General features: G+C 71.1%; 12 protein-coding genes. 5 read left to right on the top strand and 7 right to left on the bottom strand.

The genetic code is table 11. From position 1 onward, the window contains the following. Positions 1-5 precede the first annotated feature (5 nt). From MCHT01_RS23265 to rsmB, 3 genes are read right to left on the bottom strand one after another with little or no spacing between them, the layout of a single operon-like run. Positions 6-2249 (bottom strand): sensor histidine kinase, encoded by a 2244-nt coding sequence (locus MCHT01_RS23265; RefSeq protein WP_067069436.1) that lies wholly within the window; start codon positions 2247-2249, stop codon positions 6-8. Positions 2250-2285: 36 nt separating this feature from the next. Next, positions 2286-2900 carry a DUF4390 domain-containing protein gene (locus tag MCHT01_RS23260; protein WP_067069433.1) on the bottom strand — a complete coding sequence of 205 codons (615 nt, stop codon included), beginning with the start codon at positions 2898-2900 and terminating at the stop codon, positions 2286-2288. Between the two features lie 18 nt (positions 2901-2918). Next, complete coding sequence (gene rsmB / locus MCHT01_RS23255; protein ID WP_067069430.1) at positions 2919-4313, bottom strand: 16S rRNA (cytosine(967)-C(5))-methyltransferase RsmB; 1395 nt, start codon at positions 4311-4313, stop codon at positions 2919-2921. Positions 4314-4519: 206 nt separating this feature from the next. Here rsmB and folE point away from each other — a divergent pair, with 206 nt between their 5' ends. Next, complete coding sequence (gene folE / locus MCHT01_RS23250) at positions 4520-5236, top strand: GTP cyclohydrolase I (RefSeq protein ID WP_067069428.1); 717 nt, start codon at positions 4520-4522, stop codon at positions 5234-5236. A 69-nt stretch (positions 5237-5305) separates the two neighbouring features. Here folE and MCHT01_RS23245 read toward each other — a convergent pair whose 3' ends face one another. Further along, positions 5306-5848 (bottom strand): LemA family protein, encoded by a 543-nt coding sequence (locus MCHT01_RS23245; RefSeq protein ID WP_067069425.1) that lies wholly within the window; start codon positions 5846-5848, stop codon positions 5306-5308. Next, a complete protein-coding gene (gene queC / locus MCHT01_RS23240) occupies positions 5848-6609 on the bottom strand; it encodes a 7-cyano-7-deazaguanine synthase QueC (RefSeq protein ID WP_067069422.1) in 762 nt (253 codons plus the stop codon). Before queC ends, MCHT01_RS23245 begins: the two co-directional genes overlap by 1 nt. Positions 6610-6697: 88 nt before the next feature. Here queC and MCHT01_RS23235 point away from each other — a divergent pair, with 88 nt between their 5' ends. Then, entirely contained in the window at positions 6698-8329 is a 1632-nt protein-coding gene (locus MCHT01_RS23235; RefSeq protein WP_067069419.1) for a DUF4139 domain-containing protein, read from the top strand. 42 nt (positions 8330-8371) lie between these two features. Here MCHT01_RS23235 and MCHT01_RS23230 read toward each other — a convergent pair whose 3' ends face one another. Next, entirely contained in the window at positions 8372-9646 is a 1275-nt protein-coding gene (locus tag MCHT01_RS23230; RefSeq protein ID WP_067069417.1) for a glutamate-5-semialdehyde dehydrogenase, read from the bottom strand. A gap of 291 nt (positions 9647-9937) precedes the next feature. Here MCHT01_RS23230 and MCHT01_RS23225 point away from each other — a divergent pair, with 291 nt between their 5' ends. The 3 genes from MCHT01_RS23225 to MCHT01_RS23215 all read left to right on the top strand — a co-directional run bounded on the left by MCHT01_RS23225 (position 9938) and on the right by MCHT01_RS23215 (position 13638). Then, complete coding sequence (locus tag MCHT01_RS23225) at positions 9938-10354, top strand: BlaI/MecI/CopY family transcriptional regulator (protein ID WP_218017939.1); 417 nt, start codon at positions 9938-9940, stop codon at positions 10352-10354. After that, a complete protein-coding gene (locus tag MCHT01_RS23220; protein WP_067069414.1) occupies positions 10347-12872 on the top strand; it encodes a M56 family metallopeptidase in 2526 nt (841 codons plus the stop codon). The genes MCHT01_RS23225 and MCHT01_RS23220 overlap by 8 nt, the downstream gene beginning before the upstream one ends. A 148-nt stretch (positions 12873-13020) precedes the next feature. Next, entirely contained in the window at positions 13021-13638 is a 618-nt protein-coding gene (locus tag MCHT01_RS23215; RefSeq protein WP_067069412.1) for a LysE family translocator, read from the top strand. A 253-nt stretch (positions 13639-13891) separates the two neighbouring features. On the opposite strand, the gene tkt is transcribed toward MCHT01_RS23215, so the two are convergent. Further along, positions 13892-15991, bottom strand: a complete 2100-nt coding sequence (tkt, locus tag MCHT01_RS23210) for a transketolase (RefSeq protein ID WP_084453272.1) — start codon at positions 15989-15991, stop codon at positions 13892-13894. Positions 15992-16152 lie beyond the last annotated feature (161 nt).

The raw sequence follows: 16152 nt of genomic DNA, 5'->3' as shown, positions 1-16152 counted from the left end.
ACTGTTCACGCGGGCCGAGGCGCGTCCTGCGCAGGGCTCGGTGCAGTCGCGAGTTTTGAAAATGATAACGAAACTTGCGCGCCGCTCGGCGGCTGTTCGCTGTCGCTCCCGGGGTGCAGATTCACGATCCGGATCCGGGCACCGTGCTCGTCGGCGATTTTCTTCACCACCGCGAGCCCCAGCCCGGTTCCCTTGGTCTTGGTCGTGACGTATGGCTCGAAGGCGCGCTTGAGCACGTTCTCCGCGAAGCCGTGGCCGTTGTCGGTGATGACCAGCCGCAACCCGCGCAGCTCGCCCGCCTCGTTCACCGCCTTCTGGGTGCGGACCGTGACGCGCCCGTCCGGGCGTTCGCTCACCGCGTCCAGCGCGTTCTGCACCAGGTTGTGGATGACCTGACGCAGCTGCGGCGCGTCGCCCAGGATGGGCGGGGGCTCCGCCGCCAGGTCCGCCACCAGCTGACCGGCCTCCTGCGCCGGCGCATAGAGCGTCAGCACTTCCGCCACCAGCTCGTTCAGGTCGAGCGCCGCCAGCTTGGCCGCCGGCAGCCGCGCGTAGTCGCGGAACTCGTTGACCAGCTGCTTCATCGCCTGCACCTGGTTCACGATGGTGCCCACGGCGCGCACCAGCATCGCCTGGTCCGCGCCCTCGAGCTTGGCCTCCAGCTTGAACTGCAGCCGCTCGGCCGAGAGCTGGATCGGCGTGAGCGGGTTCTTGATCTCGTGGGCCAGGCGGCGGGCCACCTCGCTCCAGGCCGCCGAGCGCTGCGCCGAGACCACTTCGCTGATGTCGTCGAAGACCAGCAGCCGCGCGTCCAGCGGCAGCGTCGCGCCGCGCACCAGCAGCGTCAGCGCGGTCTTCTCGTCGAGCTGCAGCTCGAAGGAATCCTGCCAGTGCTCGCGCTCGCCGGACTCGGGGGTCTGCAGCTCGAAGCGCTGCCAGATGTCGCGGGAGAAGACGGCCAGCGCGGGCAGGTCGTCGAGCTGTCGCCCGACGTAGGCCGACAGCGGCAGCTTCAGGATGCGGGTCGCGCCGGGGTTGACCGTCTCGATGCGGCGCTCGCGGTCGAACACGATGACGCCGGCGGTCAGGTTGTCCAGGATGGTCTGCACATGGGTGCGCGCGCTCTCGAGCTGCGTGACGCTGAGCTCGACCTGCGCCCGCGCGTCGGCCAGCTGCTGCGTCATGTCGGCGAAGGAGCGCGTCAGGCCGCCGAGCTCGTCGCGCGAGCGGAACACGGGCTTGGCCTTCAGGTCGCCGGTGGCGACTTCCCGCATGCCCTCGGCCAGCAGCAGCAGCGGCTGCACGAGCTGGTTGGACAGCGCCACCGCGAGCAGCAGCGCCGCGAAGACCGCCAGGATGAGCACCAGCGTCAGCGTGCCCAGGTACATGCGCCGCAGGCCGTCGCGCAGCAGCGAGCGCTGCAGGTATTCCTGGTTGGCGGTCGACACGTTCAGCGCGTTGCTGACCACCTTGCCGGAGATCTGCTTGACCACCATCAGGTAGCGGTCGCTGTTGGTCAGCTGCAGCGCGCTGCTGGGGAGCAGCGCCAGCGCGCGGATGCGGGCCTCGCCCAGCACCGCCTGCTGCTCGTCCTCCAGGCCCTCCAGGCGCGAGGCGACGCCGTTGGCGCGCGCCTGCGACAGCAGCGCGGCGGCGGGCCGCTGCGGGAGCTCGCTGGACTCGCCGCCGGCCGACAGCAGCACCTGGCCGTTGTTGCCCACCAGCGCCACCGTGCGCGCGCCCATCTGGTCGCGCAGCCGCTCCAGCGCCAGGGGTGCGAGGGCGCCGTCCTCCCAGCGCTCGGCCGCGGCGCGGGTGCGGGTCACGAGCTCGCTGCGCAGGTTCTCCAGCGTGTCCTGGCCCAGCGCCAGGCCGGCCTCGAGCGCGCTGGCCAGGCGCTGGTCGAAGAGGCTCTCGATGCTGCGGTTCACGAACTGGTAGCTGACCGTGTAGATCAGCAGCCCGGGCACCACGCCGACGAAGGCGAAGATGCCGGCCAGCTTGAGCAGCAACTTGGAGCCGAAGCGCCCGCGCTTGACGCGCAGCGCGAGTCGGGTGCCAGCCACGCCGATGACGATGATCAGCGCGGTCGCGACCGCGACGTTGACCCAGAACAGCCAGAGGTAGTGGCGTTCCAGGAAGCCGCGCTGGGCCGTGGTGCTGATCGAGAGCAGGAAGGCCAGCATGCCGCTGGCGCCCGCGATCGCGGCCACGGAGATCAACCACGCCAGGCGTGCCGACTTGGTCACTGGTCAGGGTCCTTGGTGTTCAGCACGGGGCCGCGCTCAGGGCTGCGGCTTGTTGGGTGGAGGCGTGGCGGGCGCCTCGAGGTTCAGCGTCAGCGTGTGGTCCGCGGACAGCGTCCATCCCTGGCTGCCGCCCAGGCCGATCTGCATCGGGCGGGGGAGCTGGGTGGTGTCGAGCTTGTAGCTGAACTCCAGGTAGTAGCGGCCCGCGTCCTCGATGTCCTTGGCGTCGGCCACGCGCCAGCCCGAGACGCCGCGCAGCGAGGCGATGGCCTCGCCCAGCGTGTCGAAGCTCTGGTGCAGGCCGCCGGTGCTGACGCGGTACTGGCGGGTCAGGGGTTGCCAGGTCAGGCGCCAGGTGCGGCTGGTCTGCGAGATGCGCGCGTCGCGCCAGTACCAGCGGCTGCGCAAGACCTGGACATCGGCGACGAAGTAGATCGCCACGCCCTTGAGCAGCGCGTCCTCGGCCGCCTTGGGCAGCTCGAAGCGGGTGCTGAAGCTCAGCGCCAGGCCGTCCTCGACCCGCTCGGCGTTGAGCAGCTGCAGCGCCACGCCTTGCCCCAGCGCCCAGCCGTGCAGGAGCAGCAGCGCACCGACAAGGGTCAGGCGCCGCCACCAGGCACGCAGCGAATCGGGACGGACGGAACGGCTCACGCGGGGTCGAGTCGGGGATTACAGAGGGGCGGAGGACGGCGATTTCTGCAGCAGGGCGTAATAGAAGCCGTCGGTGACGGCCGGCGCGCCCCGCGGCGCGTCCTCCTGCGCGGCATTGTCGGCCAGAGGCAGCAGATGGCCGGCGCCCCGGGTGAACTCTCGTGAACGCGCATCGCCGTGACGTTGCAAAAACGCGTCGATCTGGTCCTGGCCCTCGGCCTTGAAGACGGAGCAGGTCGCGTACAGCAGCCGGCCGCCCGGCTTGAGCAGCGGCCACAGCGCGTCCAGCAGCTCCGCCTGGATCTTCGCCAGCGACGGGATATCGCCCGGGCGGCGCAGCCATCGCACATCGGGGTGGCGGCGCACGATGCCCGAGGCGCTGCATGGAGCGTCCAGCAGGATGGCGTCGAACGGGCGGCCGTCCCACCAGGCGGCGGTGTCGCGGGCGTCGGCGGCGCGCACCGAGCCCTCGAGCGAGAGCCGGCCCAGGTTCTGGCTGACGCGCTCCAGGCGCTTGGCGTCGGCATCCAGCGCCAGCAGATCCAGGGCGTTGCCGCCCAGTTCCTGCAGATGCGCGGTCTTGCCGCCCGGGGCCGCGCAGGCGTCCAGCACGCGGGCGCCGGCGCCCAGCACCGCCCAGTCCTCGCCCGGGGCCAGGTCTTGCGGGCGACGCTGGCCCAGCAGCAGCGGCGCGGCCAACTGGGCGGAGGCGTCCTGCACCGAGGCATGGCCCGCGTCGAAACCGGGCAGGGCCTGGACCGGGCGGGGCTCGTCCAGCACCAGGGCCTGCGGGAACAGGTCGCCGGCGGGGCGGGCCGCGATGCCGGCCTCGGCCAGCCGGGCCAGGTAGGCCGCGGCGTCGCCATGGGCGGGATTGACGCGCAGCGTCATCGGCGGACGCTGCTGGTTGGCGTCGAGCAGGCCCTGCCACTGCGCCGGCCAGTCAGCGGAGAGCCGTTCCTGCCACCAGCGGGGATGGTTGTAGCGGGCGACCGGATCGGCCTCGACCTGGGCGACCAGCGCGTCGCGCTCGCGCAGGAAGCGGCGCAGCACCGCGTTCACGAAGCCCGCGCTGTTGGCGGCGCGCTGGCGCACCGCGTGCACGGTCTGGTCGACCAGGGTGTGCTCGGCGTAGGCGGTCTCGCCGGGCCACAGCAGCGCGATCGCGGTGACCAGCAGCGCGTCCACGCGGGGCGGGGGATTCTTGGGGGCGAGCTTGGCGCGCACGGCCTGCGCCGCGCCCAGGCGGCGCAGCACGGTGAAGCTCAGCGCCTGCGCGCCGGGGCGCAACTCGGCGGGGCAGCGGGACAGCCAGTCGGTCAGCGAGTGGCCGTCACGCACGGCCTGGACGGCATCGGCGCACTGGGCCAGCAGGCGGTGCAGCGGCGGGGAGGAAGTCGGTACGGAAGACACCGGCGGAGTTTAAGGGGCTCGTCCGCCGAAGCCGCCTGGCCCGCCCGACGACCGGGCCGACGCGGACGCGGGCCGCCCGCCGGACGGCGGGGATCGCCCGGGACGGCCTTGCTTTCGCTACGGCATCCGGAAGCGGGGACAATCGCGGCCTTCCTTCACGACGACCCGATGCCGGCGGCCGCGACGGCGCGCCGGACACGCACTTCATGACAGGCACTCCCATCCTGAGCCCCGAGGACCTGGCGGCGCTGCCGGCCTCCGACCGCATCCGCTATCGCCTGGTCCAGGCCGGACGCCGCCATCACGCCAACGACAACATCGCCGGCTTCATCGAGGACGGCGAGCTCCAGCAGCTGCAGGACGAGGTCCAGGCCAAGATGCAGGAAGTGCTGCAGGCCCTGGTGATCGACACCGTCAGCGACCACAACACGCAGGAGACCGCCAAGCGCGTGGCCAAGATGTTCGTGCGCGAGGTCTTCGCGGGCCGCTACGCCGCGGCCCCGGCGGTGACCGAGTTCCCGAATGCCGAGCGCCTGAACGAGCTCATGATCGTCGGCCCGATCACCGTGCGCAGCGCCTGCTCGCACCACCTCTGCCCGATCATCGGCAAGGTCTGGATCGGCCTGCTGCCCAGCGAGCACTCGAATCTGATCGGCCTGTCCAAGTACGCGCGCCTGACCGAATGGATCATGAGCCGCCCGCAGATCCAGGAGGAGGCCGTCGTCATGCTGGCCAACGAGCTGGAGTCCCGCGTGAACCCCGACGGCCTGGCCATCGTGATGGACGCGGACCACTTCTGCATGCACTGGCGCGGCGTGAAGGACATGGACTCCACCATGATCAACAGCGTGATGCGCGGCTCCTTCCTGAAGGATCCGACGTTGCGGGCGGAGTTCCTCTCGCTGATCCGCAAGAAGGGCTGAAGTCCGGAACCGCGGGAGGGCCCGAGGGCCGAGGCGACGGCGGGATGCCGTCGCGGGCCCGGCGCGTGCTCAGAGGCTGCGCGCCTCGCCGAAGCCGACGAAGCTCATCAGCACCCGCGTCGGGAACTGGCGCACCGCCTCGTTGTAGGCCGTCACGGCCTGGTTGAAGACCTGGCGCGAGAACGCGCGCTGGCGCTCGATCAGCTTGAGCTCGTCGACCGCGCCGCCCAGGTCCGGGTCGGCGCTGAGCTCGGCGTGATGCTCGACCAGCGACACCAGCCGCGTCAGCGCCGCGCCGTGCACCGCGGCGGCCACCGCCAGCTGCGCCACCGGATCGGCCGCATGCGGACGCGACCGCACCGCCTGCGCGGCGGCCTTGGCCTCGGCCTGCGCGGCGGCCAGCGCGTCCAGGCTGGCCTGCTCGCTGGGCAGGCGCTCGCGCAGCTTCTCCAGCAGCAGATCGGCCTGCGTGAAGCGGCGCGTCAGCGCGTCGTCGAATTGCGCGAAGGCCTTGGCGATGTCGCCGCGCAGCAGCATGACGCGGTTGTAGGCGCCGATGCACCAGAACAGCAGCACCGCGCCCAGGCCCCACAGCCACCAGTTCCAGTGCATCACGTCCCCAGCGACAGGCCCGCGGCCTTGGCCTGCTGGAACTCGCGCCAGCCCTTGGCGCGCAGCTCGCAGGCCGGGCAGTGGCCGCAGCCCCAGCCCCAGTCGTGGCGGGTGCTGCGCTCGCCCAGGTAGCAGGTGTGGGTGTGCTCGACGATCAGGTCGTTGAGCGCCTCGCCGCCCAGGGTCTCGGTGAGCGACCAGGTCTGGGCCTTGGTCAGGAACATCAGCGGCGTGTCCAGCGTCATCGGCGCGTCCAGGCCGAGCGACAGGGCCACCTGCAGCGCCTTGAGCGTGTTGTCGCGGCAGTCGGGATAGCCGGAGAAATCGGTCTCGCACATGCCGCCCACCAGCACCGACGCGCCGCGGCGGTAGGCCAGGGTCGCGGCGAAGGTCAGGAAGAGCAGGTTGCGGCCGGGCACGAAGGTGTTGGGCAGGCCGTTGGCCTGGAGCTCGATGGCGCGCTCCTGGGTGAGCGCGGTGTCGGAGATCTGGCCCAGCAGGCTGAGGTCGAGCAGGTGGTCCTCGCCCAGCTTGGGCGCCCAGTGCGGGAACCGGGCGGCGATCTCGGCGCGCACGGTCTTGCGGCAGTCCAGCTCGACGCGGTGGCGCTGGCCGTAGTCGAAGCCCAGGGTCTCGACCTCGGCGAAGCGGTCCAGCGCCCAGGCCAGGCAGGCGGTGGAGTCCTGGCCGCCGGAGAACAGCACCAGCGCCTTGCGGCGCGAGGCGTGGACGGGCGGGATCGGGGAAGTGGCGTCGGACATGGGGAACGGCGGGTTGATCAGGGATTCTTGGGCAGCCGGAAGTGTGCCAGCACCGTGCTACCGTCGCCGGCCACAGGGAGGAAATCCAATGCAACGACGTGTCCCGAAGCCGGGCCCGACCCAGGGTCATCGCATGTCCCGGAGGGGGCTGGCCGCTGCCATCGCCGCCGCCTGCGTCGCGTCGCCCGCCGCCTTCGCGCAGACGGCGCAGACGGCGCAGTCGTCCTCGATCACTCAGGTGCTGCTGTATCCCGGCGGCGCGCAGGTGGACCGCAGCTTGCGCGTGCCGGCTGGCGCGACGCAGGCGCGTTTCGCCTGCCTGCCGGCGGCCTTGGAGCGCGACGCGCTGCAAGTGCAGGCACCCACGGGCGTGAACCTTGGCGAGCTCAAGATCGAGCGCGTCGCCCGCGACTCTCTGCCCGAGTGCCGCCAGCGCGATCCGCGCGTGCGCGAGATCGAGCAGCAGCGTGCCGCGGTCGAGGCCGAGATCGCCGGCGTCGACGTCTCGCTCGGCTATCTCAAGGGGCTCTCGGACCGCGAGGCCCGGCCGGGTCCGGCGTTGGCCGCCAGTCTGGAGGCGCTGCGCCGCAACGCGCAGGATCTGACCTCACGAAAGCAGGTGTTGCAGGAGCGACTGACCGACCTCGGCCACGAACTGACCGCCGCGAAAGCCGCCGCGCCGACCGCGTCGACGCAGGTGTCCGTGGCGACGCTGCGTCTGTCGACCGCTCAAGCAGCCGACATCGGGCTGAGCTACCGCCTCTCGAGCGCCGGCTGGCAGCCGCAGTACCGAGCCCGTCTGGACACGGCGACCGGCGGCTTGGTGCTTGAGCGCCTGGCCCAGATCGCGCAGACCAGTGGCGAGGACTGGAACGAGGTGAAGCTCAAGCTGTCGACGGTCCGACCGCGGCAGGCGAAGGAGCTTGCGCCCTTGCAGCCCTGGACGATGTGGCTGCACCAGCCGTCCGCTCGCTCCCGTACGTTCCTCGACGACGCCGCGCCGGTGGCGGCGGCGGCTCCGGCCGCGCCGGATCTGAGTTCGGTCCAGATCACCGGCTCCGCCGTCGGACAGGTGCGTTTCGACCCCAGCGTCTTCGAAGGCGAGTTCGGCACCGAGTACGACTTGCCGCAGCGCGTGACGCTGCGCGCCAACGGGGCGATGTCGACGGTGGACCTGGGGCGGACGGCGGCGACCTCGCGCGTGCTGGTCCGGGTGCAACCCGCGACCGATGCCGCCGCCTATCTGCTCGCCGAGCTGCCACGACCGCAGGGTTCGTGGCCGGCCGGCCCGCTGCAGTTGTTCCGAGATGGCGCGCTGATCGGCGAGGTGCTGCTGCGTTTCGGAAGCGAGTCGACCTGGACCGTGCCGTTCGGGCTGGACGAGCGCATCCGCGTGCGGGTCGAGCCGGACAAGCGCGAGGGCGCGGACACCGGCTTCATCGGTGCGCGCCGCGAGGTGGTGCTGACGCGCCAGTGGCAGGTGGAAAACCTGCGCGGTCGGCCCGTGACGCTGCAGGTGCTGACCGCCGCTCCGGTGCCGCAGCACGAGGACATCCGCGTGCAGGCGCAGTACGCGCCTCCGGTGACGCAGGCGGACTGGCGCGATCGTCGCGGCATCCAGATGTGGGAGCTGCCGCTGGCGCCCAACGAGACGCAGCGCTTCCAGGCGACGTACAGGATCAGCGTGCCCAAGGATGCGATCGTGACGGGCATGCCCTGAGGAGGGGCCGCCCGGGCGCTCGGTCGCGGGCGTCTGACCGGATCAGCCCCGGATCTCGCCCTGTCCCAGCACCACCCACTTCATCGAGGTGAGGCCTTCCAGCCCGACCGGACCGCGGGCGTGGAACTTGTCGGTGGAGATGCCGATCTCCGCGCCCAGTCCGTACTCGAAGCCGTCGGCGAAGCGGGTGCTGGCGTTGACCATCACGCTGGCGGAGTCGACCTCCCGCAGGAAACGCATCGCGTGGACGTGGTTCGTCGTCAGGATCGCGTCGGTGTGGTGCGAGCCATGGCGATTGATGTGGGCGATGGCCTCGTCCAGCGAGTCCACCACCTTGATGCTGATCACCGGGGCCAGGTACTCGGTGTCCCAGTCCTCGGGCGTGGCGGGCTTGAGCAGCTCGCGCGGGACCGCTTCCAGGTGCGCCAGCGCGCGCTCGCAGCCGCGCATCTCGACGCCCTTGGCCGCGAACACCATGCCGATGCGCGGCAGGAAGTCCGCCGCCTGCTTCGCATGGACGAGCAGGGATTCGGTCGCGTTGCAGGGGCTGTACTTCTGCGTCTTGGCGTTGTCGACGACGGTCACCGCCAGGTCGACGTCGACCTCGGCGTCCACGTAGCTGTGGCAGTTGCCGTCCAGGTGCTTGATGACGGGCACCCGGGCCTCGCGGCTGATGCGCTCGATCAGGCCCTTGCCACCGCGCGGAATGATCACGTCGACGAAGGCCGGCATCGCGATCAGCAGACCGACCGCGGCACGGTCGGTCGTGTTGATCAGCTGCACCGCGTCGCGCGGCAGGCCGGCTTCCTCGAGCGAATCGGCCACCAGCGCGGCCAGCGCCAGGTTGCTGTGCAGCGCCTCGGAGCCGCCGCGCAGGATGCAGGCGTTGCCGCTCTTGATCGCGAGCGACGCCGCCTCGATGGTCACGTTGGGGCGGCTCTCGTAGATCATGCCGAACACGCCCAGCGGGACGCGCATCTGGCCGACGCTGATGCCGGTCGGGCGGCGCTTCACGCCGGTGATCTCGCCGATCGGGTCGGGCATGGCGGCGATCTGCTCGCAGCCTTCGGCGACGGTGGCCAGGACCTTGGGGGTGAGGCGCAGGCGGTCGACCATCGGGGCGTCGAGTCCAGCCTCGACGGCGGCCGCGAGATCGCGCTCGTTCGCGGCGGACAGCGATGGACCGGCTTCGCGCAGGCGGCGGGCGAGCGCGAGCAGGGCGGTGTTCTTCGCGGCGGTCGGGGCGGCGGCCATCAGCGTCGCGGCCGCGCGGGCCGCCTCGCCGACGCCGGTCATGTAGGCGTTGAGGTCGGTCATAGGGCGTCGATTCTGACCGATGGGCCGGAGGCGCCCTCCGGCGGGGCCATCGCAAGCGGAAAGTGGAGCCTTCGTGCGTGGGGGGAAAGGTGTTACCCATGTCCTGGCACGGGTGTTACCCATGTCCTGGCACATGCGCTCCGTACCCGCGAACCGCCCCATCTGGCTCCCTCTCCCGCAAGCGGGCGAGGGTGCCGTTTCTCACCCCGGGAATGTCCCAGGAAGGTGGTCCTTGCCTCGGTGCGAGCGCATCTTCTACAGTCGTAGTACGACAGCTGTAGAAGCGTAGGGATGGCGATGGACGAGATCAACGACAGCGACGGCAAGGGCGACGTCTCGCTCAGCGAGTTGCAGCTCGCGCTGATGCGCGTGCTGTGGACGCGCGGGCAGGCCAGCACCGCCGAGGTGGCGGAGGCGCTGCGTGAGCAGCAGCGGCCGCTGGCCCACACCACCGTGGCGACGCTGCTGACGCGGCTGGAAAAGCGCGGCCTGCTGCTGAGCGAGCGCGACGGTCGCGCGCTGGTCTACCGCCCCGCAGTGAGCGAGCCAGAGGTGCAGCGCTCCATGGTGTCGGGGCTGCTGAGCACGCTCTTCGGCGGCCAGCCGGCGGCGCTGCTCAGCCATCTGGTGGCGGAGGGCGAGCTCGGCGACGACGACCTCGCCCAGATGCGGGCGCTGCTGAACAAGAAGGGCGGGCGCCATGCTTGAACTCCTCACCAGCTGGTTGCTGAACTACCTGCTGCACAGCACCGTGCTGCTGGGTTGCGTCTGGGCGCTGGAACGCGCCGGCGCGCTCCAGCACCCCGCATGGCGCGAGCTCTGCTGGCGCTGGGCCTTCTTCGGCGCGGTGCTGACCGCCAGCGCGCAGCCGCTGCTCCAGGTCTCGGGTGTGGACCTCCCCGTCAAGGGCTTCGGCACCAGCCTCGAGGCCCCGCAAGCCGCTCCGGCCGCGCAAGCCCCGCAAGCTCCACAGGCGCAGAGGGCCGCGCCGGTCTCGGCGACGGCTCGTCGCGAGGCGAGCGCATCGACCGCTTCGCCGGCACCGTTCGTGCGGGCGCAGCCCCGGCCCGAAGCGAGTCCCCAACCCGAGGCCGAGCCAGGTAGGACGACCGCGCGCATCGACGCCACGACCGACGAGATCGATCAGGCCGCCAGCGCCGACGCCGCGGTGCCGACCACGGTGGCCGATCGCATGACCGTGGTGACCGACGGCCTCTTCGACCTCTCGGGCGAGAACGCCATGCGCCGCTGGGAGAGCCTGCGCGCCGTGGTGGCCGCCTTCGCGCTGGCCTGGCCGCTGCTGGCCGCCTGGGGCCTGCTGCTGACCTTGGCGCGCTGGATCGCGCTGCGCCGCCAGGTGCGGGCGCTGCCGCTGGTCGAAGATGCCGAGCTCCAGGCCGCCGCCGCCGATCTGGCGCAGCGCGCCGGGGTGGCGGTGCCGACCCTGCGCGTGAGCCCCTTGTGGCCCAGTCCGCTGGTCGCGCCCGGCGCCCAGATCTGCCTGCCCGCGACGCTGATGCGCCGCCTGGAGGCCGGCCAGCGCGTCGCCGTGCTGGCTCACGAGATCGCCCATCTGCGCCGCCGCGACGTGGCCTGGCGGCTGGCGGCCCGCCTGGTCGCGCAGATCGGCTGGCTGCAGCCCTTGAACCGTCTGGCCTTGCGGCGCCTGGATCTGCTGGCCGAGCTGGCCTGCGACACCTGGGCCGCCGAGGAGGCCGGCGCGATGCCGCTGGCGCAGGGCCTGTACGTCTGCGCGAGCGATCGCGTCGAGCACGCCGCGCGCCGCGACGCGCGTCGCCAGCAGGGGCCCTCGCTGCTGCGCTGGCTGCCCACCCGCGGCGCGGCCCCGATGCCGGCGCTGGCCAGCGCGATGGCCGCCGCCCGCTCCCCGTTGATGCAGCGCATGCACGCGCTGCTGGAGGATGGACCGATGAGTGATTCCCCTTCCGCCGCCAAGCGCCGCGTCGGGCGCTGGCTGATGGCCGGCGGCCTGTGCGCCGTGGCGCTGGCCGTGCCGATGATCGTGATCGGCAAGGTGCCGCGCATCAGCCTGGACATCGGCGGCGCGATGGCCAGCCTCTCTGGCGCCAAGGTCACGCGCCAGATCACCCGCATCGGCAGCCTGGAGCGCCACGTCACCTACGACGGGGAGCTGGTCTTCAACGACGAGGACAACGACCTCGTGTCGCTGGAGCACCAGCTGGTGGTGTCGGAACGGGCGGGGGGCGTCACGCGCAAGTTCGAGATCACCCGCGACGGCCAGAACGCGATGACCCGCAAGTACTGGGTCGACGGCGAGTCCAAGCCCATCGACGACGAGGCCCGCCGCTGGATCGGCGAGCAGCTCACCCTGGTCGCGGAATCGGCGCAGGGCAGCGAGAAGCGCGCGCGCCGGCTGCTCGCTCGGGGCGGTGTCGATGCGGTGCTGACCGACGTGGACAAGGCGCAGGATCCGATGACCCGGCGCAGCCGCATCGAAGGGCTGCTCGCCACCGGCCCGCAGGCGGACGAGACGATGACCCGGCTGATCGCGCTGACCAGCAAGTTCGGCAGCGACGACTTCCAGCGCCGCACCGCGCTGACCGCGCTGATCGAGCACCAGGCGTTGACGCCGGCCCACCAGCGGCAGCTGCTGTTGGCCGCCGATCAGTTGCATGGCGCGTTCGACCGGCGCGAGGTGCTGGTCGCGCTGGCCCCCCAGCTGTCGATGGACCGCGAGGTGCTCGCGGCCTGGCGGCAGACGGTTCAGGGCGTCGATGGCGACTTCGACAAGCGCACGGCCATCGTGGCGCTGATCGAGGAGGGGACGCCGGCGACGCGCGCCGAGCGCATCCGGGCGGCGCTGGACGCGACGCAGCTCGTGCAGGGCGACTTCGATCGCCGGACCGTGCTGGAGACGGTCAGCCAGCGCGAGGGCGGCGTCGCTGCCGGCGACGTCGCGCGCTATGCCGAGGCGGTGCGGGCCATGTCCAGCGACTTCGACCGTCGGGTGTCGCTGACGGCGCTGCTGGAGGGGAGCAAGGTCGATCGCGAGGTCGTGACGCAGGTGCTGCGCGCGGTGGAAGGCATGGGCAGCTTCGATCGCGCCGAGGTGCTGACGAGCCTGGCGTCGCACATGCCGTCGGATCCCGCGCTGGTCACGCAATGCCGGCATGCGGCGCGTGGGTTGAACACCCACGATCGTGGGCGCGTCGAGGAAGCGCTGGATCAGCTGACGCCGTCCTGAGGGGCGTCGCGAAGACCCTCACCCCCGCCCTCTCCCGCAAGCGGGAGAGGGGGCCGCCGGCGCTCAGGCGTGATCGTTCGGCACAAGATTGGCGCCAGGGCTCCCATCGCCCACGAAGAGGGAGAGGGGTTGGTCCAGAATGCACCCTATGGCGCTGCACACCTGGACCCTCTATCTGCTGGCCGTCCTCGGCCTGTCCCTCACCCCTGGCCCGAACAGCCTGCTGGTGCTCGCGCATGGCGCGTCGCACGGCAGTCGGCGGACGCTGTGGACCATCGTGGGCGGCGCCTTGGGCTTCATGTCGCTGATCGGGCTGTCGATGCTGGGCATCGGCGCGCTGCTGCAGACGACCGCGAGCGCGCTGCTGGTGCTCAAGATCGCCGGTGGCGCCTACCTGATCTGGCTGGGCATCCAGCTGTGGCGCTCCCCCGCCATCCAGTTGCGACCCGCGCAGGCCGATGCCGACACCCACGTCCGCGGCCGCGTGCTGTTCCGCCAGGGGCTGTTCTCGGCGGTCTCCAACCCCAAGGTGCTGCTCTTCTACGGCGCCTTCCTCCCGCAGTTCATCGACCCGCAGCGCGACCTCTGGATCCAGTTCGCGCAACTGGCCGTGACCTTCGTCCTCATCGAGGCGCTCGTCGAGTTCGTGATCGCCAGCCTCGCCCACCGGGTGCGCCCCTGGTTGGAGCGCTCGGGCCGCGGCTTCAATCGTGTCTGCGGCGTGCTCTTCGGCGCGATGGGCGCCGCGCTGCCGCTGACGCGTTGACCCGCTGACGCGCTGATGCGCGGACCCGCTGACTCCTGACTCCTGACTCGCTGATGCGCTGATGCGCTGAGAGGTCGTCGTCGCCCTGCGTGCAAGCCAGAGCGCCTCTTGCTCCCTCGCCCGCTTGCGGGAGAGGGCGGGGGAGAGGGTCTTTGGGATCGCCGCCGCCGCTCAAGCCGGCTCCGGAAATGAAAAAGGGGTGCCCCCGGGCACCCCTCGTCGATGGCGGCGGGCCCTCGAGCCCACATGCCGATCAGCGCTTCAGACGCGCTTCGCCGATCGCGACCTTGACGGTGTCCGCGACGTTCTCGGCGGTGAAGCCGAAGTGCTTGAACAGCACGTTGGCCGGCGCCGACTCGCCGTAGGTGTCGATGCCGACGACGGCCGACACGCCGTACTTCCACCAGTAGTCGGTCACGCCGGCCTCGACGGCCACGCGCGGCAGACCCGCCGGCAGAACGCTCTGCTTGTACTTGGCATCCTGGCGGTCGAAGATCTGCGTGCAGGGCATGGAGACCACGCGCACCGCGATGCCGGCCACGGCCAGCTGCTGCTGGGCCTGCAGCGCCAGCTGCACTTCCGAGCCCGTGGCGATGATCACCGCCTGGGCCTTCTTCTTCAGGCCGACGGCGGCCGGCTCGCTCAGGACGTAGCCGCCCTGGGTGATGGCGTCCACGGCCTCGCCGGTCTTGGCGGCGTAGGGCAGGTTCTGGCGGCTCAGGGCCAGCACGCTGGGGCGCTGACCATTGGCCAGGGCCATCGTCCAGGCCACGGCCGTTTCCGCCGTGTCGGCCGGACGCCAGACGTCCAGACCCGGGATCAGACGCAGGCTGGAGACGTGCTCGACGGACTGGTGCGTCGGACCGTCCTCGCCCAGGCCGATGGAGTCGTGCGTGAACACGTGGATCACGCGCTGCTTCATCAGCGCGGCCATGCGGATGGCGTTGCGGCTGTAGTCGCTGAAGGTGAGGAAGGTGCCGCCGTAGGGGATGAAGCCGCCATGCAGCGCGACGCCGTTCATGATCGCGGCCATGCCGAACTCACGCACGCCGTAGTTGATGTGGCGGCCACCGTTGGTGCTGCCGTCCGCCTCGATGCGGAAGGCGGGCGTGCTCTTGGTGTTGGTCAGGTTGGAGCCGGTCAGGTCGGCCGAGCCGCCCAGCAGCTCGGGCATGGCGGCGGTGAAGGCTTCCAGCGCGATCTGGCTGGCCTTGCGGGTGGCGACGGTCTCGGCCTTGTCGTGCGCGCCGATGACGGCTTGCGCGGCGACGTCCGCGAAGTTGGCCGGCAGCACGCCGGCGATGCGGCGCGAGTACTCGGCGGCCAGCTCGGGGAATTGCGTGGCGTAGGCGTCGAACTTGTCGTCCCAGGCCTTCTCGAAGCCGTCGCCGGCGACCTTGGCGTCCCAGTCGGCATAGACCTCGGCGGGCAGCACGAAGGGCTCGTGGGTCCAGCCCAGGGCTTCGCGGGTCAGCTTGATCTCGTCGGCGCCCAGGGGCTCGCCGTGGGCCTTGGAGGTGTTGGCGCGGTTGGGGCTGCCCTTGCCGATGTGGGTCTTGGCGATGATCAGCGAGGGCTTGTCCTTGCTGGTCTTGGCCAGGGCGATGGCGGCGTCCACGGCGTCGACGTCATGGCCGTCCACCGGGCCGACCACGTTCCAGCCGTAGGCCTCGAAGCGCTTGGCGGTGTCGTCGCCGAACCAGGGGCCGACCTGGCCGTCGATGGAGATGCCGTTGTCGTCGTAGATGGCGATCAGCTTGTTCAGCTTCCAGGAGCCGGCCAGCGAGCAGGCTTCATGGCTGATGCCTTCCATCAGGCAGCCGTCTCCCAGGAACACGTAGGTGTGGTGGTCGACGATGGCGTGGCCGTCGCGGTTGAATTCCTTGGCCAGCTGCTTTTCCGCCAGGGCCAGGCCGACGGCGTTGGTGACGCCCTGGCCGAGCGGGCCGGTGGTGGTCTCGACGCCCGGGGTGATGCCGACTTCCGGGTGGCCCGGGGTCTTGGAATGCATCTGGCGGAAGGCCTTGAGCTGCTCGATCGGCAGGTCGTAGCCGGTCAGGTGCAGCAGGGCGTAGATCAGCATCGAGCCGTGGCCGTTGGACAGCACGAAACGGTCGCGGTCGGCCCACAGCGGATTGGCCGGGTTGTGGCGCAGGTGGCGCTTCCACAGCGCGACGGCGATGTCGGCCATGCCCATGGGGGCGCCCGGGTGGCCGGAGTTGGCCTGCTGGACGGCGTCCATCGCCAGGGCACGGATGGCGTTGGCCATCTGGGTGGTGTTCGGGGTGGACGCGACGACTGCGGCGGTTTCGGCCATGGTGTGCTCGGGCAGGAGTTGGGGCAAACCCGGCATTCTAGTGACTCCCCGCAAACTCGCTTTGGGCGCATCGCGTTGTTGCGAATCCTCGCCATAGCTGGGCTATGGCTCCGGTTCGCGCCTAGCGCCGCATCCCAAAGCGAGTCCGCGGGGAGTCACTGGACCGAGCCTGTGGCGAAGGGGCCTGCTGCGTCCTG

The organism is Mitsuaria chitosanitabida ATCC BAA-476 = NBRC 102408, from assembly GCF_001598255.1.
Taxonomy (GTDB): domain Bacteria; phylum Pseudomonadota; class Gammaproteobacteria; order Burkholderiales; family Burkholderiaceae_C; genus Roseateles; species Roseateles chitosanitabidus.
The sequence above is the reverse complement of the archived record's forward strand: the minus strand, read 5'-3'. Positions and strand labels throughout refer to the sequence as shown.